Below are 23,715 nucleotides of genomic sequence, written 5' to 3' on the forward strand. Positions count from 1 at the left end.
CCAAGTACAAGCTATTGCAAGGTTTCGTCTACGCTATTAGGCGAAGAAACCTTGAAAGGGACGAAGCAAACACCCATGTGTTATTACTAAATCAACGCCATACTGGGGTAAGCCATACTAGGGTAATCAATACGACAGGAAGATCGTGACCGTCACGCTGAGGGCAACACTCAGCAATCAGAGGAGAGACACATGAGCAAGACACCCGATACGCTAAGTACCTTAGAGGTGGGCAGTAAAACGTACCACTATTACAGCCTACCCAAAGCGGCAGAGGCACTGGGCAGCATTGACCGGCTTCCCAAGACGCTCAAAATCCTACTCGAAAATCAGCTGCGCTTCGGCGATGACGAAAGTGTGGCTGAAGAAGACATGCAGGCCCTGGTCGACTGGCAGGAAGAAGGTTATTCCAGCCGTGAAATAGGCTACCGGCCGGCACGTGTCTTAATGCAAGATTTCACCGGCGTCCCTGGCGTGGTGGATTTAGCCTCTATGCGCGCTGCTGTCGAAAGCCTTGGCGAAGACCCAGCCAAGATCAACCCGCTATCACCGGTCGACCTGGTCATTGACCACTCGGTAATGGTCGACAAATTTGGTAACCCCGCCGCGTTCCAAGAGAACGTGGATATCGAAATGCAGCGCAACCGTGAACGCTATGAGTTTCTGCGTTGGGGTCAGCAGGCATTCGATAACTTTAGCGTAGTACCGCCTGGCACCGGCATTTGCCACCAAGTCAACCTGGAGTATCTAGGCAGAGCGGTATGGACCAAAGACGAAGACGGCAAGACCTTCGCCTACCCCGACACGCTCGTGGGCACTGACTCCCACACCACCATGATCAACGGCCTGGGCGTACTTGGCTGGGGTGTGGGCGGTATCGAAGCCGAAGCAGCCATGCTCGGTCAGCCGGTATCAATGCTAATCCCCGAAGTCATCGGTTTTAAATTGACGGGCAAACTACGCGAAGGCATTACCGCCACTGACTTAGTACTAACCGTTACCGAAATGCTGCGTAAAAAAGGCGTGGTAGGAAAATTTGTTGAGTTCTACGGCGACGGCTTGAAAGACCTGCCCCTGGCGGATCGCGCGACGATTGCCAATATGGCGCCTGAGTATGGTGCTACCTGCGGTTTCTTCCCGGTAGACGATGAAACGCTAAACTATATGCGCCTAACCGGGCGTGAAGATGAGCAAATTGCGCTGGTTGAAGCCTATAGCAAAGCCCAAGGGCTGTGGCGCGAACCCAGCGATGAGCCGATCTTCACCGATGCGCTGGAACTGGACATGACCGAGGTGGAAGCCAGTCTGGCTGGCCCCAAACGCCCGCAAGACCGTGTCGCTCTACAGGATATGGCGGCAGCCTTCGACAAGTTCATGCAGCAAGACGTCAAAGCAGATTCAACCGCTAAAGGGAAGCTCTCCTCTGAAGGCGGTCAAACCGCGGTCGGTGTGGAACGCAGCTTTGAACACGACACTAGCCAAGCCGTTAAACTTAATGACCAGGACTTTAGCCTCGACCCTGGCGCGGTGGTGATTGCGGCCATTACGTCGTGTACTAATACCTCCAACCCCAGCGTGATGATGGCAGCGGGCTTGCTGGCCCGTAAAGCACGCGAAAAAGGGCTAACCACTCAGCCTTGGGTGAAGACATCACTGGCCCCCGGTTCCAAAGTCGTCACCGATTATTTGGAAGCCGCTGGGTTAAACGATGACCTGGATGCACTGGGCTTCAACCTAGTCGGCTACGGCTGCACTACCTGTATCGGCAACTCAGGCCCGCTGCCTGATGAGATCGAGCAGGCCATCGACCAGGGGGACCTTGCCGTTGCCTCGGTGCTGTCTGGTAACCGGAACTTCGAAGGCCGCGTTCACCCGCTGGTCAAAACCAACTGGCTGGCCTCGCCGCCCCTGGTGGTCGCCTACGCCCTGGCCGGTAATGTTCAGCGTGACCTAACCCAGGAACCCATTGGCAACGACAGCAACGGCGAACCTGTCTATCTCAAAGACATTTGGCCCACTCAAGCAGAAATCGCCAGCGCCGTTGAGAAGGTCAATACCGCGATGTTCCGTAAAGAATACGGCGCGGTGTTTGAGGGTGACGACGTCTGGAAAGCAATCGACGTTTCAGAGAGCAAGGTCTATCAGTGGCCTGAATCTACCTACATTCAGCACCCGCCCTTCTTTGAAGGCATGGGCCGCGAGCCGGATGCCATCGAAGATGTGCACAACGCTCGTGTTCTAGCGATGCTAGGCGACTCGGTGACCACCGACCATATCTCCCCGGCGGGCGCCATCAAGCCCGACAGCCCGGCAGGTCGCTACTTGCAAGAGCACGGCGTTAAGCCGGTCGACTTCAACTCCTACGGTTCACGCCGGGGTAACCATGAAGTCATGATGCGCGGCACCTTCGCCAACGTGCGGATCAAAAATGAGATGCTCGATGGCGTTGTCGGTGGTGAAACCCGCCATGTACCCAGCGGCGAGCAGATGGCTATTTACGATGCCGCGATGAAGTACAAAGAGGAAGGCAAACCGCTAGTCGTGATCGCTGGTAAAGAGTACGGCACCGGTTCTTCACGGGATTGGGCAGCCAAAGGCACACGCTTGCTGGGCGTTCGCGCCGTGATCGCCGAATCCTTTGAGCGCATCCACCGCTCTAACCTGATCGGTATGGGCGTTGTACCGCTGCAGTTTGCCGAAGGCGAAAGCCGTCAAACGTTGGGATTAACCGGGGATGAAGAGATTTCGATTGCCGGTTTGAGCGACCTGACACCGGGTGGCACCGTCAAAGTCGTGATCAAAAATGCCGACGGGGAACGTAGCGTTGATGCCAAGTGCCGAATTGACACGGTAAACGAGCTGGCTTACTACCGCCACGGTGGTATCCTTCACTACGTGCTGCGCAAGATGATCGGCGCAGCCTAAGGGTAAAACCTACCAATGCTTGCAGCCCCCACCTCGGTGGGGGCTTTTTTTTGTTTAGAATGCGCGGCGGCGATAGGTGCGGTAATCCGGCGACCAGGATGCCTTTTCAATCAACTCACGCAGCGTCGTGCCGCTGGTTTTCAGCGCCACGCCATTCTGCTGCGCCTGCGCAGCGACTTCAAAGGCAATCGACTTACTGATATCGCGAATACGCGATAGAGGTGGCAACAAAGCCCCCTTACCTTCTTTCACCAGCGGCGCTTCGCGTGCCAGCGCCCGTGAGGCGCTCATCAGCATCTCATCGGTGACTCGGTTGGCACTGGCGGCAATGACCCCTAAACCGATACCTGGGAAGATATAGGCGTTGTTGCACTGGGCGATCGGGTAAGTGCGGCCGTTGTAAACCACCGGCGCGAAGGGGCTACCGGTGGCTACCAGCGCTTGACCATCGGTCCAGCGGATAACATCTTCCGGCACCGCCTCTGCTTGCGAGGTCGGGTTGGAGAGCGGCATGATCACTGGGTGCTCACAGCCCGCGTGCATGGTGCGAACAACTTGCTCGGTGAAAATACCGCGTTGCCCACAGACACCGATCAACACCGTTGGCTTGATCTGCGCGATCGTTTCCTCCAGGGCTTGACCATTCCAGCCAACCACCAAGGAGGGGTCGTGGGCCAGGCGGCGCTGGAAGTCGCGCTGCCACGCTTGATCGCTGGTCATCAACCCGTCCCGATCGACGATGAAAATACGTGCCCGGGCTTCGCTTTCGGTCAAGCCTTCGGCTTCCATGGCCACCACCACCTGCTCGGCAATCCCACAGCCCGCAGAACCGCCGCCGACAAACACCACGCGCTGCTGGGCGATGGTTTCTTCGCGCGCTTGGCAAGCCGCCATCAAGGTACCGACCACCACCGAAGCAGTGCCCTGTACGTCATCGTTGAAGCAGCACAGTTCATTACGATAACGCTCAAGCAGCGGCACCGCATTGGCCTGGGCAAAGTCTTCAAATTGCAGCAGCACGTTAGGCCAACGGCGCTTCACGGCGGCAATAAACTCCGCCATGAAAGCGTCGTACTCTTCCTGACCTACCCGCTCGTGGCGCCAGCCCATGTACATGGGGTCATCCAGCAGCGCTTTGTTGTTGGTGCCTACATCAATCATGATCGGCAGCGTGTAAGCGGGACTAATGCCACCACAGGCGGTATACAGCGCCAGCTTACCAATCGGGATACCCATGCCCCCGATTCCCTGGTCACCCAGCCCCAGAATCCGCTCACCATCCGTCACTACGATGACCTTGACGTTATCTTTCGTGGCGCTGCGCAGGATGTCATCCATATGCTCGCGGTCAGGGTAGCTAATAAACAGACCACGGTGGTTACGATAAATATTGGAGAATTCCTGACACGCTTGCCCGACCGTCGGCGTATAGATAATCGGCAGCATCTCTTCCAGATGCTGAGACACCAAACGGAAGTAGAGCGTTTCGTTGTCGTCTTGAATGGCGCGCAGATGGATGTGTTTCTCAAGGTCACTATGGCACTGCTGGTACTGGCGATAGACCCGCTCCAGCTGATCCTCGATGGTTTCCACTTTTTGCGGCAGCAAGCCAATCAGGTTAAACGCCAGGCGCTCCTGTTGAGTAAACGCGCTGCCTTTGTTCAATAGCGGCATTTCGAGCAGAGAAGGACCGGCGTAAGGAAGGTATAAGGGGCGTTTACTCTGGGTAGTCATAAGCATTCTCTTTTTATGTCAATCACTGCTGCAATGCAGCAACATCGGGCGTTTGCGGCGTTTGGGCTTAATGTAACATGCTCCTGCTACAAAGGTAGAAGAGAGCGACGTTGTTAACATAAAAACGCCCCGATTGAATGAGCTTCAAACCGGGGCGTCATCTAACTATTTTAGTGCTTTTAAACTAGTTTTAGCTGGTTTTAGCGGTGGGTTTGCGGCCTTCTACGCCGCTAAAAAAGAAAGGCCTTAATTTAACACCCAGCATGTTGCCCGCGAACGCAGCCACCAACCATACCCAGCCATGCAGGCTGCCAGACGCAATGCCGCTGAAGTAGGCGCCGATATTGCAGCCATACGCCAAGCGGGCGCCATACCCGAGCAGAAGGCCACCCACGATGGCGGCTAAAAGTGATTTCAACGGAATTCTAAAGTTAGGCGCAAAACGACCGGCCAAGCTGGCGGCGGCAAGTGCCCCCAGCATTATGCCGACGTTCATTACCGTGGTTATATCACTCCATACGCTGGCTTCAAGCGCTGCTGCATTACCCGGCGCTTGCCAATAGCCCCATTGGCTTACATCGCCACCAACGAGCGCATAGCTCTTTGCACCCCACAGTGCGAACGCAGAGGTAATTCCCCATGGGCGGCCAGCCAGTGCCAAGGTGACGAAATTCAGCAACGCCAACGCCACGGCACCCGCCACCAATGGCCAAGGCCCTGTCAGCCAACGCTCAGCACTCTGTTTATTAACAGCAGGCGCCTGCTCTAACTGACCATGGCGGCGCTTCTCCATCACCCAGGTGAAAGCAGCAATCGCAGCAAACAACACCAGGCTAATCGCAACCCCGCCACTCACCCCAGCCACGTTGACCAGTGATACCGGCTGAAAGGCCGGCAAACTCTGCCACCAGGCAAAATGCGCCGAACCAATCACCGAGCCGACAATAAAGAAGACCAAGGTGATCAACATACGTGCGTTACCACCACCCGCAGTAAAAAGCGTACCAGAAGCACAACCACCGCCTAACTGCATGCCCAGCCCGAATAAGAACGCCCCCACCAGCACGGAGATACCGATAGGCGCGACAAAGCCCGACACTTCATTACCAAACAGCGTGCCAGCCCCCAACGCAGGGAAAAACAGCACCACCGCAATCGCCAGCATCACCATCTGGGCACGCAAGCCACGCCCTCGCCGTTCGGTAATAAATACCCGCCACGCCGAGGTAAAACCAAAGGCAGCATGATAAAGCACCATGCCAAACAGCCCACCGACAATCATCAACAGGCCCGTATTGGCCTCAAACACTACTCCTATAAGCAACGCGCCAAGCACAATCGCCGCTGTGGCGATGAGCGGCACGCGGTAACTCTGCGGCGCAGCAACCGTCGTTGTAGACATACATTCACCTTTATCAATGCCAAAAGCGCCTGTTCACGAACAGGCGCTTCCAGACAGAATGGATCCAGTTAATACGGATAATGATGATAAGCTTAACGCTGCTAATAATCGGCGTACAATTATTTGTGCAGCTGTATTTATGACGATTAACACTATTTACTGGCTTTCTTCCTCTCGAGTGACGTATAGCCTGTTCACCAACACAAACGCCACCACCGTCAGCGGTGCGGCCAAAATCAGGCCGGCTAATCCAAACAGAGTACTGGCTGCAAACAGCGAAAAAAGCAGCATGGCGGGGGGCAAGTGAACAGCGCGCTGCTGTACCAGCGGCTGTAAAATATTGCCCTCTATCTGCTGAATAATCGTATACACAATCAGCACAAACAGCGTGGTTTGAGGGCTCACCGTGAAGGCAAGCAACAACGCAGGAATAGCGGCAATCAGAGGCCCCACCAGTGGCACAAAATCCAATAGCCCAGCCACTAACCCCAAGCCAAGCGGCGCTGGCACACCTAACAGCCACATGCTGACACCCACTAAAAGCCCAGTGACCACCATGGCCACTAACTGCCCGCCAAGCCAATAGCGAAGCGCCTTACCGCTCTCATCCAGCGCTTCACCCAAACGTGGGCGGCTTTTAATGGGCGCGAGTAGCAATAAACCACGGCGATAAAGACCCGGCTGCGCAGCAAAATAAACCATGCCAACGATAAGCGCGAAAAAGCTGACAACACTGCCCCCCATGGAGACCACCATCATCCCAACTTGCGAAATGCCGTTCCCAAATAAATCTCTCGCCCGCCCAGCCGCGTCATCAAGCAGGGGCGCTAGCTGCGACCCTTCAAGCCTTTCCTGAAGCTGTTCCCATGCCTCGGGCAATAGAACAGACAGTGATTCCAACTCAGCAGACACCTGCGCGCCAAATGCCCAACTAACTAACCCTAGCGCCAGGGTTAGCGTAATAATCACCGTTAACAGTGCCAGCCACCGTGGCACACCTAGCCTCAAAAGTGGCGTCATACCCGTCTGCAATATACAGGCGCCCACCACTGCGCCAAAAATTAAGATCAGTAGTCCAACAAGCTTCCAAAGCATTAACGCGACGACCGCCAGCGTTAAGGCTATTAATGCACATTCCGTAAACGACTGATGTCGATACCTTGACCGCATACAATATTCCCTTTGTGGATGCGTTGCTTTTGCGAAGCTAAATACGTATCTGAGAAATACATAGCCTACGTGATAAGCACTATAGGACAACAGCACAACCATGCTCATGCACAACCATGCTCATTCAGTTAATGACTAACGCCCCCGATTGAAGGCTGAGCTATCACTAACAGCCTAGTTAGCAGCAAAGCGCGAGGCCCGAAACAAACGAAGCCCTTTCCAAGCGGAAGGGGCTTCGTCGTTACTGCTAGATGACTAACAGGTCACTACGGTGAATGGCAGTGTTCAGATATTAAACAAACCGCCCCAGGCCAACGGCAGCACGTAAGCGATCCATCGTTACTGCCGCTTCTTCGCGCGCCCGCTCTGCGCCTTTCTGAAGTACCGCTTCAATATGAGCGGGATCTTCCATTAACGCGTTATAGCGTTCACGGGGCGCGCTTAAGTGAGCGTTCAAGTACTCAAACACTTGGTTCTTCGCATCACCCCAGCCAATGCCTGCAGCATACTGCTCGCGGAGGCTGGCGGTCTCTTGCGCCGTCGCAAAAGCGGAGTAAATTTGGAACAGCGTGCAGGTGTCTGGATCTTTCGGCTCACCGGGTTCCAGCGAGTTGGTCTTGATCTTACGTATCAGCTTCTGCAGCTTTTTCTCAGGAGCAAAGAGCGGGATCGTATTATCATAGCTTTTGGACATCTTACGCCCATCCAAACCATTCAGAAGCTGCGTTTTCTCGTCAACGACGGCTTCTGGGAGGACAAAATGCTGGCCCTTATAGAGATGATTAAAGCGCCCGGCGATATCACGGGCCATCTCGATATGCTGAATCTGGTCACGCCCTACCGGCACCTTATTGGCGTTAAACATTAAAATATCCGCCGCCATTAGCACAGGGTAGCCAAACAGCCCCATGGTGATGCCTTTATCTGGGTCTTGGTTTTCTGCCTCTTCGTTCTCAGCTACCGCCGCTTTATACGCATGGGCGCGGTTCATCAGGCCTTTGGCGCAGACGCAAGAGAGCATCCAGGTAAGCTCAGGGATTTCAGGAATATCCGACTGGCGATAGAAAATCGCGTTATCAGTATCCAACCCAAGTGCCAGCCATGTGGCAGCAATTTCCAGCCGAGACTCTTGCACTCGTTTTGGGTCAGGGCATTTAATCAGCGCGTGGTAATCAGCCAAAAAGTAGAACGACTGAACGTTGGGATCCTGGCTTGCCTCAATGGCAGGCTTGATCGCCCCAACATAATTGCCCAAATGGGGCGTGCCGGTGGTGGTGATACCGGTGAGAACGCGGGTTTTGGCAGTCTGACTCATGGTTTTCAGGCTCTTAAGCAAATACCGCTATGATAACGCGCACCTAGGCGCGTGGCGAATGGCGTTATTGCCAGCCAACTAGTTGCCAATCACCACTGCCTCCCTCTTCTGGTATGCCGTTTGAAGCATCCCCAAAGGCGTCAACCAGCAATTCATCATAAACGATACTGCCGCCGCCACTCACACTTACTGTGCTCCCTCTGACACTTCCAAAGAAACCTGCGCCCGAATTAACTGAAACATTTGCGTAAGGCGCATAAACGTTAGCTACAACGCGGTTACTTGAACTGAAATTAACTCCGGTTCCTGAACCGTTATAGCCAGAAAAGATAGTAAATGTTGGCTTACCATTGCTGTTGATCGAGTTAGCTGTGGGCATCTTAAGCACACTGCCAAAATCTATTTTTCCTGCAACAAAAACTGTCAAGCTGCTGTCTGAATCAATAACTAACCCAGGCCCACCTCCGCCCATAGTAAAGTTTCCATCCACCATGATAACTATGTCGCCACCACTCACTCTTAATGAAGGAGAACTGGTTAATCGTAAATTATTAACTCGATAGATAGGCGCTGACTCACCGAAAAAGAGATTAAATTGCGGCGACGCATGGGTAACCCATCGATTAAGGTTATTGGTTTCATCGTAACGCTCTATCTGCTGTGGGGTAAATCTCCATTTTACGTTAGGGTGGGCACCCACTGTAATATCACCGAGTGAAGTAAGTTCGTCTTGATAACGAGTTATTTCCTCATCCAGCGAGTTCCCGTTAAAGTCGGCGATATCGCAGGGCTGCTCTTCAACTCTATTAAGCGACACACTACTACGTGCGTAAAAATTAGCCCGGCTATCCTGGTCAATATGTGCTGAAACAGGATTACGTTTAGAAGTTATGGTTCCACCAGCGTAGATACCATCACCAACACTAGCGGCATCATTATCAAAAATCACATTCCCCATGGCTCTTACGATGCCATCAACACGTGCGCTACTGCCAAATATTACATTCTCAAGGCTCTCAGTATTACCCTGGACGCGCCCGCCCCCTGCATTTAAAGAGATTGTTTTATTGGCCAGTATGCTGCCAAATACTTGAGAAGAACCATTGAGGGTTACGGTACCTAATGCTTCTATACCGCCATGAACTTTCTCATTACCACCAAGAACCACATTCGCGTTATCGGCAGTGGTGCTTATAAGAGGGATATCGTTATTAGAAAAGCTGCCTGATTGCCCACTCCAACTGCCGTCACTAGAGCGGTAGCTGCTGATAGTGGAACCTCCTCCTGACGAAACGCCTTCACAGCCAACTATTGGAGACTGAAAAGGGGATGGGCTACCCGCATCATCGCCTAATGAATAAACTAGTCGCGCCTGCCCTCGTGCACTTTTGCGTAATCCATCATCTAATGCAGTAATCGCAATTTGCTCATTTTCTAGGCGCTCAAATTCTAGTACAAAATTTTCTACAAGGGCGTTTCGTATATCAGTTTGATCTTTTGAGCTTAGCTCTTCATAGTTACTTGGTAGCAACTGTTTGAAAAACGCGCCCAGCGCGCCTTCCCTGAGCAGGGCTTCCAACTCGCGCCCTCGCAGTCGCTCGATATCCCCTACAGCGGCGAATTCATCGTCATCAAATAAGTCATTAAGATGGTAATTGCGGCGTGCGGCATTCTCTGGGTCGACCAGAGCCGATAAAGTATTTTCAGCAGTCATTTGTGCCTGGGTCGCAGCGCGATAATTACCCGCAAGGCGTTCATCTATTAACGCGCTCTGCATACCCGACACTCCTAACATCAGCGCTCCCAAAAGCAATGCCATAACAATTACTAACGCTGCGCCTTGCTGTTGTTTCATGGGGTTGGCTCTTGTGTGATTAATTTGTTTCGCTCAGTGACGATGAATGTAAACTCGTCACAAGTCTCACCACGTTTGCCTTCCCGGCAATCACCGATGGGCAGCGTGACTAAGTGAAATACTCCATCATCATTAGTTTCAAAAAGCATCGGGCAGGCTGTCACGTCATCAACTTGGGCAAGATCAACTACAGGCTGGTTTTGAACTCCATCTTGCAGAACACAGTAATAACGAGTACCGCTGTCAAAGCTACGTTCATCAGGCTCAATAGCATAATCTTCAATATTTCCATTACGCCCTGCCTCAGTCAGGGTGCTGACCGCAAATATTAATGTTTCTTGCTTACGGCTAACCTTGTCTACATTTTGGAATGTTTGAAAGGTTGTTAAAAATAGCTGGCCTGCCCCTAATATAATGACTGTGCTGATCGTCATCGCCACCATCAGTTCTACCAGGGTAAACCCGCGCTGAGCCAGTCTCATGGCTGGAACTCCAGACTGGGCAGGCGAATAAGATAATCAAGTTGGTCGTTGTTATCCTCACTTAGCACCAATGTGACTGTGAATTGGCACTTGTTATCACCATTCACCGGCTCGATACCGCTTTGCGCTTCAATAGTGTTGCGCAACGGCGTAGCGTCGCTTTTCAGAAACCAATGCTCTCTCCATGCTTTTTGAACTGGTGCTAAATCAATATCTTCACACGTCTCATCAGAACCAAGCGTAGCCATCTGCGCCCAAAGTCGCTCCTGAGCATCCACAGCAGCCACGCTTGCTACTGAACGCTGATAGCCAGCGTTCGCACTTTGCAGGGCTTTCAGTTGCATAGCCGCCACACCGATCAGGCCAATGGAGAGCACTAACAGCGCGATTAGCGCCTCTATTAAGCTAAAGCCACGCTGATGAGTCATGGTTCTGACTCCTTGCGAATGCTGCCAGTTATATTGACAGCAAGAGTAACAGGCGCAATGTCCTCTCGTTGTGATGTAAGCGTAATTTGGCAAGGGTCAGTACGGCAGTCATCAATATTGGCGTCACCTAAGCTTTGGAAGGTGAGCGAAAAGGCTTGATCAGGCGTGGTTATATTGGCCGATTGCCCTAACCGCAATATCTCATCGACTGCGTCACTTTTTACTACCCAGTAACACCAGTCTGAATAACGGTAGATGGTGCTAACTCCATTGCTGTCACTTAACTCTTCAGCAACTTCGTTATTTCGACAAGATTCAGGGCGACGATTTGAAGTAGCGGCGTTAGGAGGTGAGAAGACTACTGTTGTATCACTGCGCTGCTTTATCGCCTCACTACGTGCAAAGCTCAGCACAGAAATTAGTTCGTTTACATCGCTCGCTAGTTGCTGGCGGGCAAGGAAGCCGACAAACGCGGGAACCGCCATAATAGCGATGATCGACGCGGTCATCAGCGTGACCAACAGCTCAATCAGGGTAAAGCCGCGCTGCCGTCTCTGATTACCAGCAGTCATTGGGCAACCTTTCGCCACTTGAACTTAGGGTAATATCGCCTTCGCAACCATCATTCTGAGTGGTACTTGCGGTCAGTAGGTATCCGCTACCACTAATACTTTCCCCAATCTCATAGTTGTTTTCGGGGGAGAATTCACTGATTGCGCAATCACTATAAGCATAAGTACGCGTATAGCAGCGCTCAAGCTCGGAAGCAGCCTGCATCAGGCCCGCATGGGCGTCGGTTCGTACTGATTTTTGCACATAACGGGTATAACTGGGGTAAGCAATGGAGGCGACGATGCCGATGATCACCAGCACAATCATTAACTCAATGAGGGTAAAGCCGCGCTGGCCGTTATGGGAAAAACGGCCAGTGGAAGGATGAGTAACATAAGGCACGCGGCTTTGCTCCTGTATTAGTTGGCTCATACTGTTTCAGTATGTCGCAAACTAATACGCTTTGCATCACGAAACGTGACTGTTCTCCGCCCTATCAGACGGAGCTTCCCACTTCTTAGGCAGCAACCGGCGGCATGCCGGGTTTACGCAAGCCTCCATGGGCAGAAACGGACAGCCCTTCCGCTTTCAACTTCAAAATACCTTGATGCTTGATGTTAAGCGCCGCATTGATGTCCCGGTCGTGATGCGTATGGCAGGCGGGACAATCCCATGACCGGACATCGAGCGTCATCTTTTCCATCTTATGCTGGCAGGCATGGCATATCTTGGAACTGGCAAACCATGGGTCGATCTTGACCAGGTGCTTGCCCTGTTCCTTTGTTTTGTATGCCAGCTTGGTGATCAAGGCGTACCAAGAGGCGTCACCGATATGCCTGGAGAGTTTGGCATTCTTCATCATGTTGTTGATTTTCAGCGTCTCGACGATCACCGCTTGGTTGTCGTCAACGATCTGTCGGGACAGTTTGTGCTGGAAATCATTGCGCGCATTGGCGACCCGTTCATGAGCCTTGGCAACGAGCATGCGGGCCTTGGCTCGCTTGGCGCTGCCTTTCTTCTTGCGAGACAGCGCTTGCTGTTTGCGCTTGAGATTCTTCTGCGTCTGTTTGAGAAAGCGTGGGTTGGCGACTTTACGCCCGGTGGAGTCAATGGCCAGGTGTGTCAGCCCCATATCGAGGCCGACAACGTTTGTCGCGTTGATGTCCATTAGAGGCTCGGGCACCGCCTGTTCTGTTTCATACAGCAGGGAGGCGTAGTGCTTGCCAGTGACGGTGCGAGTCAAGGTGATGCTCTTGAGCTTGCCGTCAACCGGACGGTGAATCTTTGCCTTGATCGGCCCTAGCTTGGGAACCTTGACCCAGTTCTCACCGGATTTTATCCCAACGCAGTGGTAGCTCGACTGTTTTCCACGCTTGCTCTTGAAGCGTGGATAGCCGGCCTTCTGCTGGGGATCAAAGAAGCGCTGAAACGCCTTATCGAGGTTAAGGCACGCTTGCTGGAGGGCGATGGAATCCGCCTCTTTCATCCATCCATACTGGCGGGACTTCTTGGCGACGGGCAGCAGCCTCTTGATGTCGTGCTTGGCACTTAACGACTGACCGTGGCGCTTGTAACGGTGAGACATGATGCGAAGGCCTGTGTTGTAGCAGAAACGCACCGCGCCGAACTGACGGTTTAGAAACTCCGCCTGCTCGGACGTGGGGTAGATGCGTATCTTGGCAGCTTTCAGCATGTCAGTGTTCCTTGCTATACTTACTACAGATTAGGGGCTTAGGCGAGGAAAGGCAAGTGAGTGTGCACGAAGATTATCGGCGAGGCCGTCATAGCGTTACGCGGCTAGTCGTCCATTTCGTTTTCACGACGAAATACCGACGCAAGGTGTTCGACGGTGACATGATCAGGCAGCTTCGAGAGGCGTTTGAATCGGCCTGCGCGAAGCTCGACTGCCGTATCCTTGAGTTCGACGGTGAGGAGGATCACGTTCACCTGCTCATCGAATACCCACCGAAGCTGTCGATTAGCGTGCTGGTGAACACTTTGAAATCCACCTCTTCCCGGCGAGTGCGTTTCTTGAACACGCATATTCCGAGGTTGAGCAACAGTGCTGCACTGTGGTCGAGGTCTTATTTTGCCTGTAGCGCGGGAGGGGTAACGATTGAAACGCTCAAGGAATACGTCAAAGGACAGAAGACCCCCGACTAGACCTGCTACGCAGTTCCCGCTTGTAACCCCGCCCGAGTGGGCGAGGGTTTACGCGGAGTTTTGCTAAGATCAGCTGCTGACAATCACCTGCTCACGTAACTCTTTGGGCATCGAGAAAGTAATGGTTTCTTCACGGCCTTGTAACTCTTCGGGTATAGCAGCGCCCATGGTTTGCAGCTTGCTAATTACGCCTTTAACCAGCACCTCAGGAGCACTGGCGCCAGCGGTGACGCCGATACGCGCTACATTCTCAAGCCACTGCGGGTCGATCTGATCGGCGTTATCTATCAAATAGGCAGGTGTACCCATACGCTCCGAAAGCTCCCGCAAGCGGTTCGAGTTTGAGCTATTGGGGCTACCAACCACTAATAACAAATCACTCTGGGCGGCTAGCTCACGCACGGCATCCTGGCGGTTTTGCGTGGCGTAGCAGATATCATCATTACGTGGGCCTTGAATCTCGGAAAACTTGTCACGCAGCGCATCAATCACTTTGGCAGTGTCATCCATTGAGAGCGTGGTTTGCGTTACGAAGGCAAGCTTGGAGGGATCACGTACTTCCAGGTTAGCAACGTCTTTTTCGTCCTCGACCAAGTAGATACGCCCGCCGTGGGAGGTATCGTAGCGCCCCATGGTGCCTTCGACTTCCGGGTGGCCTTCATGGCCAATCAGAATGCACTCCTGCCCTCGTTTGGCGTAGCGCAGCACTTCCAGGTGCACCTTAGTCACTAGCGGGCAGGTGGCGTCAAATACCTTCAACCCCCGCCGTTCGGCATCGGCTTGCACCGCACGGGAAACGCCGTGGGCAGAGAAAATGACGATAACGTCATCCGGCACTTCATCCAGCTCTTCAACGAACACAGCACCACGATCCCGCAGTGTTTCGACCACAAAGCGGTTATGAACCACCTCATGGCGCACATAAATGGGCGGGCCAAAGACATCCAGCGCGCGATTGACGATATCAATCGCACGATCCACACCGGCACAAAAGCCGCGCGGGTTGGCCAATTTAATTTCGATAGGCTGTGTTTGCTGCGTGCTTGTCATAAGAGCGCCTTGATGCGACGTAGCATCTGCTTAATGAGTGTTCACCGGCTTAACGTCCAGTACTTCTACTTCAAACGTAAGCGTGCGGCCTGCTAACGGGTGATTGAAATCGACGTCTACACGATCACCGTCGATGGTTTTGACCACACCCGGCAATTCCGTTCCCGCTTTATCGGCAAACGACATCACCATGCCAATTTCCGGGGCTTCGTCGCCAAAATCAGCGCGTTTTAGGGTCTGAATATTCTGTGGGTTGTGCTGGCCGAAAGCGTGTTCAGGGGTTATCTGAAACGACCCATTCTGGCCCGCTGCCATACCTTTAATGGGGTGTTCAAAACCTGGTGGAAGATTGCCATCGCCAAATTCAAAGGTGGCCGGTGCTTTGTCTTTGGTGGAATCCACCAGCGTGCCGTCTTCTAGCTTCAAGGTGAAGTGCAGGGTTATTTCCATGCCGTCATCAATTAGATAGTCGTTCATAACAGTTCTCAACGTTCGATTAATGGGAAGCCTTGGCCGCTTTTTTGCGCCGCCGCTCACCCATAATAGATTCCCAGATTAAAGCGGCTGCCCCCAGGGTAATCGCAATATCCGCCACGTTAAATGCGGGGTAGTACCAGCCAGCAACGTGGAAAGACAGAAAATCGACCACGTAGCCATGCACCAAGCGGTCGTAGAGATTGCCCAGCGCACCGCCAATAATCAGCGGCAGCGCTATCGCCAATAGCTTTTCATCGTTTTTTATCCGCGTAAGCCAGATGGTAAGAGCCACACTGGCACCAATCGCCACAATGGCAAAGAACCAGCGCTGCCAGCCTGGGTGCGTGGCTAAAAAGCTGAACGCTGCACCGGGATTATGTAGCAGCGTGAGGTTAAAAAACGGCAGCACTTCCACCGGCTGCGCGTAACCCAACTGGCTACTGGCCACATATTTCGTGGCCAGATCCAACACAATCACCGCCAATGATAGCCACAACCAGCGCAGCGGCCGCTGCATGGTTGGCCGCTCGCTTACTTCACTCGGCGTGCTGTTATCACTAGGCGAGTTTGTATCTTTACGCATAGTAGCGAATCTCGCCGCTGCCCTCGGGTAAATTGCTCACACAGCGGCCACACAGGTCAGGGTGTTCAGCGTGGCTGCCTACCTCTTCGCGGTGGTGCCAGCAGCGTTCGCATTTAGCGTGCTCACTCGTGCTAACGGCTACTTTCAAGCCTTCTAGCTCAGTGGCTTCGGCACTATTCCCTTCTACATTAGCCGCTTCTGCCAGCGGTTTAAGGGTAACGTCACTGGTTAGCATCACAAAACGCAGCTCGTCGCCCAGTTTGGATAAGCTCGCCTGCAGCTCGTCGCTGACATACAGCGTGACCTCGGCTGCCAAGCTGCCTTTAATCACTTTGGCATTACGGGCGTCTTCCAAGCACTTATTGACCGAGTGCTTAACCTCTAGCACCTGCTCCCAGAACGCACGGCCTAAATCAGCGCCCTCTTCCAGCGTGCCAAGCTCAGTGTAATAGGTTTCAAGCAATACGCTGTCGCCGCGCTTACCGGGGATATGTTCAAAGATCTCTTCAGCGGTGAAGGAGAGAATCGGCGCGATCCAGCGGCTCAGCGCTTCGACTACATGATAGAGCGCGGTTTGCGCACTGCGACGTGCCAGCGAATCGGTTTGCGTGGTGTATTGGCGGTCTTTGATGACATCCAAATAGAAGCCGCCCAGTTCCCGCGCGCAGAAACCGTGCACCTGCTGATACACATCCAGGAAGCGGTACTCTTCATAGGCTTTTTCGATCCGCGCTTGCAGCTGGTAAGCGCGATCCACCACCCACTGATCCAGCGCCAGCATATCGCCAAACGCAACTTGGTTTTTCTCTGGATCAAACCCGTTAAGGTTCGAAAGCAGGAAGCGCGCGGTGTTCCGAATCCGCCGATATACGTCTGACGTGCGCTTCAAAATCTCGTCGGAAACGGCCATTTCGCCGGAGTAATCGGTGGAGGCAACCCATAGGCGCAGAATATCGCCGCCTAGCTTATCCATCACTTCCTGGGGTGCGACCACATTGCCCAGCGACTTGGACTGCTTGCGGCCCTGGGAATCGACGGTAAAGCCGTGGGTCAGCAGCTGGCGATACGGCGGATGACCGTCAATGGCCGAGCCTGTCAGCAGTGAAGAGTGGAACCAACCACGGTGCTGGTCAGAGCCTTCCAGGTACAGATCCGCCCGCGGGCCGCTTTCATGGCCGTGCGGGTGCGAGCCGCGCAGTACGTGGCGGTGCGTGGTGCCAGAGTCAAACCACACATCAAGCGTATCGGTGACTTTGTCGTAATCCGCTGCTTCCGCACCCAATAGCTCAGCGGGGTCGAGCTTGAACCAAGCATCAATACCTTCTAGCTCAACGCGCTTGGCCGCCTCTTCCATCAAGCCAACGGTACGCGGGTGCAGCTCACCGGTTTGCTTGTGTAAGAAGAACGGAATCGGCACGCCCCAATTACGCTGGCGAGAGATACACCAGTCTGGGCGATTGGCGATCATGCTATGCAAGCGCGCCTGGCCCCAAGCAGGCGTAAACGCCGTGGCTTCAATGCCTTCGAGGGCACTTTCACGCAGAGTTTTGCCGCCTTTGCCTTTAATATCCATGCCCACAAACCACTGCGCCGTGGCACGGTAGATCACCGGCGTTTTGTGGCGCCAGCAGTGCATGTAGCTATGTTTGATGGGGATATGCGCCATCAGTGCGCCTACTTCGCGCAGTTTTTCGACGATCAGCGGGTTAGCCTTCCAAATCATCTGGCCGCCGAAGAACGGCAGGTCGTCAGCGTAAACGCCGTTGCCCTGCACCGGGTTAAGCATGTCATCGAACTCCATGCCATGCTCGCGGCAGGTTAAAAAGTCATCCATGCCGTAAGAAGGAGCGGAGTGAACGATACCGGTACTGCCCACTTCTGACTCAACGTACTCCGCCAGATAGACCGGCGAGAGACGATCATAAAACGGGTGACGGAAATTGATCAGATCAAGCTGTTTGCCTTGCGTCGTGGCAATCACTTCGCCTTGCAGGCCAAAGCGCTCTAGGCAGCTCTCCACCAACTCTTCCGCCAGCAGCAATAGCCGCTCACCAGTATCGACCAGCGCGTAGGTGAACTCGGGGTGAACGTTCAACGCTTGGTTGGCCGGAATGGTCCAAGGCGTGGTGGTCCAGATCACTACCGCCGCTGGTTTAGCCAGTTCGCTTAAACCGAACGCGGCCGCCAGCTTGTCGGCGTCTTCCACCGGGAAAGCAACGTCGATGGCGTCAGACTTTTTATCCGCATACTCGACTTCGGCTTCCGCCAGTGCAGAGCCACAGTCAAAGCACCAGTTCACCGGCTTCAAACCTTTAAACACGTAACCCGCGTCGACCATCTCGGCCAAGGCACGAATCTCGCCCGCTTCGTTGGCGAAATCCATGGTGCGGTAAGGGTGATCCCAATCGCCAATGATGCCCAAACGCACAAAGTCGGCCAACTGCGTTTCGATTTGCGCACCGGCGTATTCACGGCACAGCTCGCGAGCGTGTTCCGGCGCCAAGTGCTTGCCATGGGTAGTTTCTACCTTGTGCTCAATGGGCAAACCGTGGCAGTCCCAACCCGGCACATAAGGAGCATCAAAACCGGCTAAATTCTTAGACTTAACGATGATATCTTTAAGAATTTTATTAACGGCGTGACCGATATGAATACTGCCGTTGGCGTAAGGAGGGCCATCGTGCAGTACAAACAGCGGCGCACCTGCGCGCGCTTCACGCAGGCGCTGGTAAATGTTCATATCTTGCCACTGGGAAACCCGTCCTGGCTCTTGCTTTGGCAGCATGCCGCGCATGGGGAAGTCAGTTTCAGGCAAATTCAGCGTGTGCTTGTAATCCATAGTCCGGTCAGCCGTCGTTAGCATCAGCGGAATTTCCCGCCGAAGATGAATCAGAAGAAGCGGTCTCACGCCCAAGCGGGGCCGAGGCCAGCGGAAGAGAATAGTCGTGATTGGCCACTGCCGCCGAAAAATAGTGGCGAGCACGGGCTTGGTCACGTTCAATTTGCGCTTTCAGCGCGTCAAGGCCGTCAAACTTGACCTCGCCCCGCAGTCGCGTACAGGGGTATACCGTCATACGTTGGCCGTAAAGATCACCGGAGAAATCGAACAGGTGCACCTCAAGGGTCGGCCGTTTTGAGCCCACCGTCGGACGAAAGCCAACATTGGCAACACCCTGGTGGCGTTCACCATCTTCAAGCTCAGCGACTACCGCAAAGACACCCCGCAGCGTTAACGGTTGGGGCAGCAGCGGCAAGTTGGCGGTGGGTACGCCAAGCGTGCGCCCCAACTGCTGGTCACGCACCACACGGCCATGCAACGAATAGGGGCGGCCCAGCAAACGCGCCGCGGCGGAAAAATTGCCACTGGCAAGCAAAGTGCGCACCCGCGTACTGGAAACCCGCTCGTCATCCACGGTAAACGTGCGCGTGTGCTCGACGCCAAACCCCTGCTCGCGCCCTACTTCCGCCAGCAGCGCAAAGTCACCGCGACGATCACAGCCAAAACGGAAATCATCACCCACCACCAAATGCTTAACGCCGAGCCCATCAATCAATACCTGATCGATAAACTCGCGCCCCGTCAGGCTGCGCAGCGTATCGTTAAACGGCAGCACCAGCACTTGTTCCGCGCCAAAATCACGCAGTAAGCGCACTTTTTCACGCAGGCGGGTTAACCGCGGCGGTGCTTGGTCACCGGCAAAAAATTCGCGCGGCTGGGGCTCGAACACCACCACTGTCAGCGGCACACTCCAGCGTGCGGCATGTTCACGGCACTGCTGAAGAATGGCCTGATGGCCGCGATGCACACCATCGAAGTTACCGATAGTCGCAACGCAGCCACGATGAGCCGCTTTCAAGTTGTGCAGACCTCGAATGACGCGCATGGCACCTCAGCCGTTGGGAGGACAAAGCCTCAATTATAACGAACCCGCACGCCAGGGTGCAGCGTTATGAGTGCATTTTAAGATGACGGATGCGTAAACCTAATGCTGCCAGCCACGCGAAGTAGAGTGAACCGCCCATTACCACCAGCCCAGTCACCCAGCTTATCCGCTGCCACAGGCCAAAGGAGAGCCACGCTTGCCAGTCCGGCGCCACAAAATAGAGTGCCGCACACATTAACCCACTGCCCCCGATTAGCTGTACCGAATAACGCTTCCAGCCCGGCTGAAACACTAGCACACCCTGCTTATGCAGCAGATAACCCAGCAGGCCAGCGTTCAAGAAGGCTGACAGCGCGGTGGCTAACGCCAACCCGGCATGCGCCAGCGGCCAAATTAGCAGCAGGTTAAGCACCATATTAGCGACCATGGCGATAATGCCTACCTTTACCGGGGTTTTGGTGTCTTGACGGGCAAAAAAGCCCGGTGCCAATACTTTGATCAGCATAAAGGCTACCAAACCGAAGGCGTAAGCGCGCAGGCTCATCGCCGCCATTTGGATGTCGTTGTCAGTCATCGCGCCGTAATGGAATAGCGTGATTAACAGCGGCTCGGCCAACACCGCCAGCGCTAGCGCCGCGGGCAAGCCTAACAGCAACACAATGCGAATAGCCCAATCGAGCATCGCAGCAAAGTGCTCTTTGGACTGGTCAGCATGTCGCTTGGAAAGCGCTGGCAAAATCACCGTACCAATCGCCACGCCAAACACGCCTAGCGGCAGTTCTACCAACCGGTCAGAGTAATAGAGCCACGACACGCTACCCGCCGCTAGCAACGAAGCCAAGACCGTATCCAACAGCAGATTAATTTGCGATACCGACACCCCAAACAGCGCAGGCCCCATCAATTTCAGTATGCGCCGTACGCCCTCGTGGGCAAAGTTTGGCCAGGGCGTGGGCATCAGCCCCAAGCGCAGTAAAAATGGCACCTGAAAAACCAGCTGCGCAGCCCCGGCGATCAGCACACCCCAAGCCAGCGCCATGGCGGGCTCTTCCATTAGCGGCATTAAAAATAGCGCCGCACCAATCAGCGAAAGGTTAAGCAGCACCGGGGTAAACGCAGGCACCGCAAAGCGGTTCCAGGTATTCAGCACGCTACCGGCAAACGCGGTAAGCGAAATCAGCAATAAATAGGGAAACGTTAAGCGCAGCATATCCGCGGTCAGCGCTAGCTTTTCTGGTTCACTGCCAAACCCGGGGGCAAACACCCAAATCAACCACGGCGCGCAGAGCATTGCCACGGCAGTAATCAGCGCCAGCACTGCCGTTAAGCTACCCGCGGTCGCATTCAGTAGCGCACGTATCTCCTCCCGATTACGCTGGGTGGAGTACTCCGAAAGCACCGGCACGAAGGCTTGATTGAACGCCCCTTCAGCAAATAGACGGCGCAAAAAATTAGGGATCTTAAACGCCACGAAAAACGCATCGGCGCCATCCCCTGCCCCTAATAAGGTAGCGATAACCACGTCGCGCGCCAGCCCCATCACCCTCGACAGCATCGTCATCGTACTGACGACGAGGCCCGAGCGCATTAGCCCGCGGCGGGCTATGGCGGTGTTTGAGGAAGTGTTGGGAGCTTTCTTCGCTGTCATAAGCTATCCACAAAAACCATCCAGAAAAATCATTCAGACACAAAAAAACCGGCCGCAGCCGGTTTTTTTATGGCGCCTGCCGGCTTACGCCGCCAGTGCCTTAATACGCTTGTTCAAACGGCTCTTCAGGCGAGCTGCTTTCTTCTTGGACAGCACGTCTTTGTCTGCAATACGGTCAACGACCGGCTGCATGGCCTTGAACTCTTCCATTGCCTTAGCGTGGTCGCCGGTGCTGATCGCTTTCACTACACGCTTGATGTAGGTGCGGACCATGCTGCGCTGGCTGGATTTCAGGACGCGACGGTTCTCGGCCTGGCGGGCGCGCTTGCGAGCTTGCTTGCTGTTCGCCACAGGGTATCTCCTTGGAGAATAAAGGTTGCCGAAAAAACGGCAACGAAATTAAATATGTGTTTGTCGGCTGCGCTATGACAGCACGACGTTCCGCAACATGACACTTCTCTAACAACTAGCTGATCAGGTCTATAACAACCAGTTGATTTGGCAGGCTTTTCACCCTACCAAAACGTATAACAGGCAGTTAAATCGAGCTGCCCATTCACGGGTCTGTCTGAGAGGATGGCATAGTCTATCACGCACCATGCGCGCTTGCTAGCCGTTGTCAATGGCCCTTGACCGAGAATCCCAAGGTCGATGGGGTGATTTATGGATTCAAGCACGGCTTATTTTTGCACGCCAATTAAATTTTTCTGTTTTTTTATATATTTAAAGAGACATGTTCCGTACAAAAAGCATCATTAAAAAATGATTAAAGGCAGACACAAAACAACCTTAGCGTTACACTCTGAAGAGCACCATCGTGCTAGTCAATTAAAACTAGAAAATCTAGTATTAAGCGCTTTCCAGACTTGCCTAAGTAGCTATGCAAAAGTTATCGAGTAATTTTTTCCGTAAGAATTGCATACGTTTTTGACCGAGTCACAAAGCTTATCGAACGAACTGTAGGCTGTTAGCGGTAGCCACCGGTATTTGATTTCACGCCAAAGGATTTCGATCAGGTTCAGTTCCGGTGAATAAGGCGACAAATACACCAAGTGAATGCGATGCGCCATCCAATCGACAATTTTGCGCTGAAATGCCTTGGAATGGTGCATTCTGGCATTATCTAGAACAACGACGGCGAATGCGTCAGGGTCTTTATGTGCTGCAAACTGATCAAAGGCTTCTATAACGATCTCACTTGTTACTGACTCGGTGGTCATATGGTGAAAGAATTCACCTTTTCTAGTGAGAAAGCCCAGCACATTCAGCCGTTTACTATGTGAGTACGCAGTCACTTCCCAGGGCTTTGCTATCGGGCTCCATGCATAGGGAAGTGACGATGATTGTGAGAAACCCGCTTCATCGAAGAAATAGAGATCGCACTCGCCATCATCCTCCCATTCCTTCAGCACATTGATCATCCTTTGTGTATTGCGGAAATCCGTTTCATCACGCTGTGAAGTCAATGAACGGCGTACTCGCTTACAGCTATAGCCTTTTTTTTAACGCGCGACGCAATGTGTCCTGGCTGACGACTTTGCCTGTCTTATCTTGAAACCTAGCATGGAGGACTGGCAATTGATGCGGATGCTCTTCCACCAACTGCTGCAACACCGAAAGATCGTTTTCGCTGAGAAGATTGGGGCGTCCGTCTCGAGGCTTGTCCTGAAGACCTTCAATACCGTCTGCTTCCCATTGGGATAACCAGGTCGATACTGTATCGCGCTTCACACCGATAATATCGCGAATCTGGTTTATCGTATGACCCTTGTGGTTAAGTAGAATCGCGTGAGCCCGACGACGTAATGCTCTCTTTTCGCCGTACTGGTAGGCCTCATTTAAAATACGTTGCTGGTCAGGTGTTAAAGATACGAAGCGTAAGCGCCGAGACATGGATAGTCCTCTCTGCTTGAGTCTTATCTTTATACACTAAAATTTATGCAGAATCACTTAGCTGCCTCCTTGAGCACCACGTTGATCGATTTGCAACGTTCAACCAGCTCCATAAAAACAAGCTAATACAATTAATTCTAAAGCTACTGCATGG

20 protein-coding genes are annotated in these 23,715 nt (G+C 53.4%); 2 read left to right on the forward strand and 18 right to left on the reverse strand.

Annotated features, from left to right (window positions below):
• Positions 1-192 precede the first annotated feature (192 nt).
• Positions 193-2,925 carry an aconitate hydratase AcnA gene (acnA, locus tag V8L71_RS17530; protein WP_336274938.1) on the forward strand — a complete coding sequence of 911 codons (2,733 nt, stop codon included), beginning with the start codon at positions 193-195 and terminating at the stop codon, positions 2,923-2,925.
• 54 nt (positions 2,926-2,979) lie between these two features.
• Here acnA and V8L71_RS17535 read toward each other — a convergent pair whose 3' ends face one another.
• The 10 genes from V8L71_RS17535 to V8L71_RS17580 all read right to left on the reverse strand — a co-directional run bounded on the left by V8L71_RS17535 (position 2,980) and on the right by V8L71_RS17580 (position 13,556).
• The gene (locus V8L71_RS17535; protein WP_336274939.1) at positions 2,980-4,659 is read right to left on the reverse strand and encodes an NAD-dependent malic enzyme; all 1,680 of its coding nucleotides are present in this window, start codon (positions 4,657-4,659) and stop codon (positions 2,980-2,982) included.
• Between the two features lie 190 nt (positions 4,660-4,849).
• Positions 4,850-6,061, reverse strand: coding sequence for a YeeE/YedE family protein (locus tag V8L71_RS17540; protein ID WP_336274940.1), 1,212 nt, complete (start codon positions 6,059-6,061; stop codon positions 4,850-4,852).
• 156 nt (positions 6,062-6,217) lie between these two features.
• Complete coding sequence (locus V8L71_RS17545) at positions 6,218-7,231, reverse strand: AI-2E family transporter (protein ID WP_336274941.1); 1,014 nt, start codon at positions 7,229-7,231, stop codon at positions 6,218-6,220.
• 292 nt (positions 7,232-7,523) lie between these two features.
• Positions 7,524-8,546, reverse strand: coding sequence for a tryptophan--tRNA ligase (locus V8L71_RS17550; RefSeq protein WP_336274942.1), 1,023 nt, complete (start codon positions 8,544-8,546; stop codon positions 7,524-7,526).
• A gap of 64 nt (positions 8,547-8,610) precedes the next feature.
• A complete protein-coding gene (locus tag V8L71_RS17555; protein ID WP_336274943.1) occupies positions 8,611-10,401 on the reverse strand; it encodes a DUF7305 domain-containing protein in 1,791 nt (596 codons plus the stop codon).
• Positions 10,398-10,883, reverse strand: coding sequence for a prepilin-type N-terminal cleavage/methylation domain-containing protein (locus V8L71_RS17560; RefSeq protein ID WP_336274944.1), 486 nt, complete (start codon positions 10,881-10,883; stop codon positions 10,398-10,400). Before V8L71_RS17560 ends, V8L71_RS17555 begins: the two co-directional genes overlap by 4 nt.
• The gene (gene pilV, locus V8L71_RS17565) at positions 10,880-11,311 is read right to left on the reverse strand and encodes a type IV pilus modification protein PilV (RefSeq protein WP_336274945.1); all 432 of its coding nucleotides are present in this window, start codon (positions 11,309-11,311) and stop codon (positions 10,880-10,882) included. The genes V8L71_RS17560 and pilV overlap by 4 nt, the downstream gene beginning before the upstream one ends.
• Positions 11,308-11,883, reverse strand: a complete 576-nt coding sequence (locus V8L71_RS17570) for a GspH/FimT family pseudopilin (RefSeq protein ID WP_336274946.1) — start codon at positions 11,881-11,883, stop codon at positions 11,308-11,310. Before V8L71_RS17570 ends, pilV begins: the two co-directional genes overlap by 4 nt.
• Positions 11,870-12,295: a type IV pilin protein gene (locus V8L71_RS17575; protein ID WP_336274947.1), complete on the reverse strand. Its 426-nt coding sequence runs from the start codon at positions 12,293-12,295 to the stop codon at positions 11,870-11,872. The genes V8L71_RS17570 and V8L71_RS17575 overlap by 14 nt, the downstream gene beginning before the upstream one ends.
• A gap of 85 nt (positions 12,296-12,380) precedes the next feature.
• Positions 12,381-13,556: an RNA-guided endonuclease InsQ/TnpB family protein gene (locus tag V8L71_RS17580; RefSeq protein WP_336274948.1), complete on the reverse strand. Its 1,176-nt coding sequence runs from the start codon at positions 13,554-13,556 to the stop codon at positions 12,381-12,383.
• A 56-nt stretch (positions 13,557-13,612) separates the two neighbouring features.
• Here V8L71_RS17580 and tnpA point away from each other — a divergent pair, with 56 nt between their 5' ends.
• On the forward strand, positions 13,613-14,026 hold the full coding sequence (gene tnpA, locus V8L71_RS17585) for an IS200/IS605 family transposase (protein ID WP_336274949.1): 414 nt from the start codon (positions 13,613-13,615) through the stop codon (positions 14,024-14,026).
• 69 nt (positions 14,027-14,095) lie between these two features.
• Here tnpA and ispH read toward each other — a convergent pair whose 3' ends face one another.
• From ispH to V8L71_RS17625, 8 genes are all read right to left on the reverse strand, one after another.
• Positions 14,096-15,076, reverse strand: a complete 981-nt coding sequence (gene ispH, locus V8L71_RS17590) for a 4-hydroxy-3-methylbut-2-enyl diphosphate reductase (protein ID WP_336274950.1) — start codon at positions 15,074-15,076, stop codon at positions 14,096-14,098.
• Between the two features lie 30 nt (positions 15,077-15,106).
• On the reverse strand, positions 15,107-15,553 hold the full coding sequence (fkpB, locus tag V8L71_RS17595) for an FKBP-type peptidyl-prolyl cis-trans isomerase (RefSeq protein ID WP_336274951.1): 447 nt from the start codon (positions 15,551-15,553) through the stop codon (positions 15,107-15,109).
• A gap of 19 nt (positions 15,554-15,572) precedes the next feature.
• Positions 15,573-16,070: a signal peptidase II gene (gene lspA, locus V8L71_RS17600; protein WP_298058062.1), complete on the reverse strand. Its 498-nt coding sequence runs from the start codon at positions 16,068-16,070 to the stop codon at positions 15,573-15,575.
• A gap of 58 nt (positions 16,071-16,128) precedes the next feature.
• On the reverse strand, positions 16,129-18,999 hold the full coding sequence (gene ileS, locus V8L71_RS17605; protein WP_336274952.1) for an isoleucine--tRNA ligase: 2,871 nt from the start codon (positions 18,997-18,999) through the stop codon (positions 16,129-16,131).
• Positions 18,983-20,020: a bifunctional riboflavin kinase/FAD synthetase gene (ribF, locus tag V8L71_RS17610; protein ID WP_035561554.1), complete on the reverse strand. Its 1,038-nt coding sequence runs from the start codon at positions 20,018-20,020 to the stop codon at positions 18,983-18,985. Before ribF ends, ileS begins: the two co-directional genes overlap by 17 nt.
• 64 nt (positions 20,021-20,084) lie before the next feature.
• Complete coding sequence (gene murJ / locus V8L71_RS17615) at positions 20,085-21,668, reverse strand: murein biosynthesis integral membrane protein MurJ (protein ID WP_035561552.1); 1,584 nt, start codon at positions 21,666-21,668, stop codon at positions 20,085-20,087.
• 84 nt (positions 21,669-21,752) lie between these two features.
• Entirely contained in the window at positions 21,753-22,019 is a 267-nt protein-coding gene (gene rpsT, locus V8L71_RS17620; protein ID WP_008959243.1) for a 30S ribosomal protein S20, read from the reverse strand.
• Positions 22,020-22,546: 527 nt separating this feature from the next.
• A protein-coding gene (locus V8L71_RS17625) for an IS630 family transposase (protein WP_144408560.1) occupies positions 22,547-23,561 on the reverse strand; the annotation gives its coding sequence in 2 pieces (ribosomal slippage) (positions 22,547-23,162 and positions 23,161-23,561; 1,017 coding nt in all).
• Positions 23,562-23,715: the final 154 nt, after the last annotated feature.

Origin of the sequence: Vreelandella indica (assembly GCF_037070225.1) — a bacterium.
Classification (GTDB): Bacteria; Pseudomonadota; Gammaproteobacteria; order Pseudomonadales; family Halomonadaceae; genus Vreelandella; species Vreelandella arctica.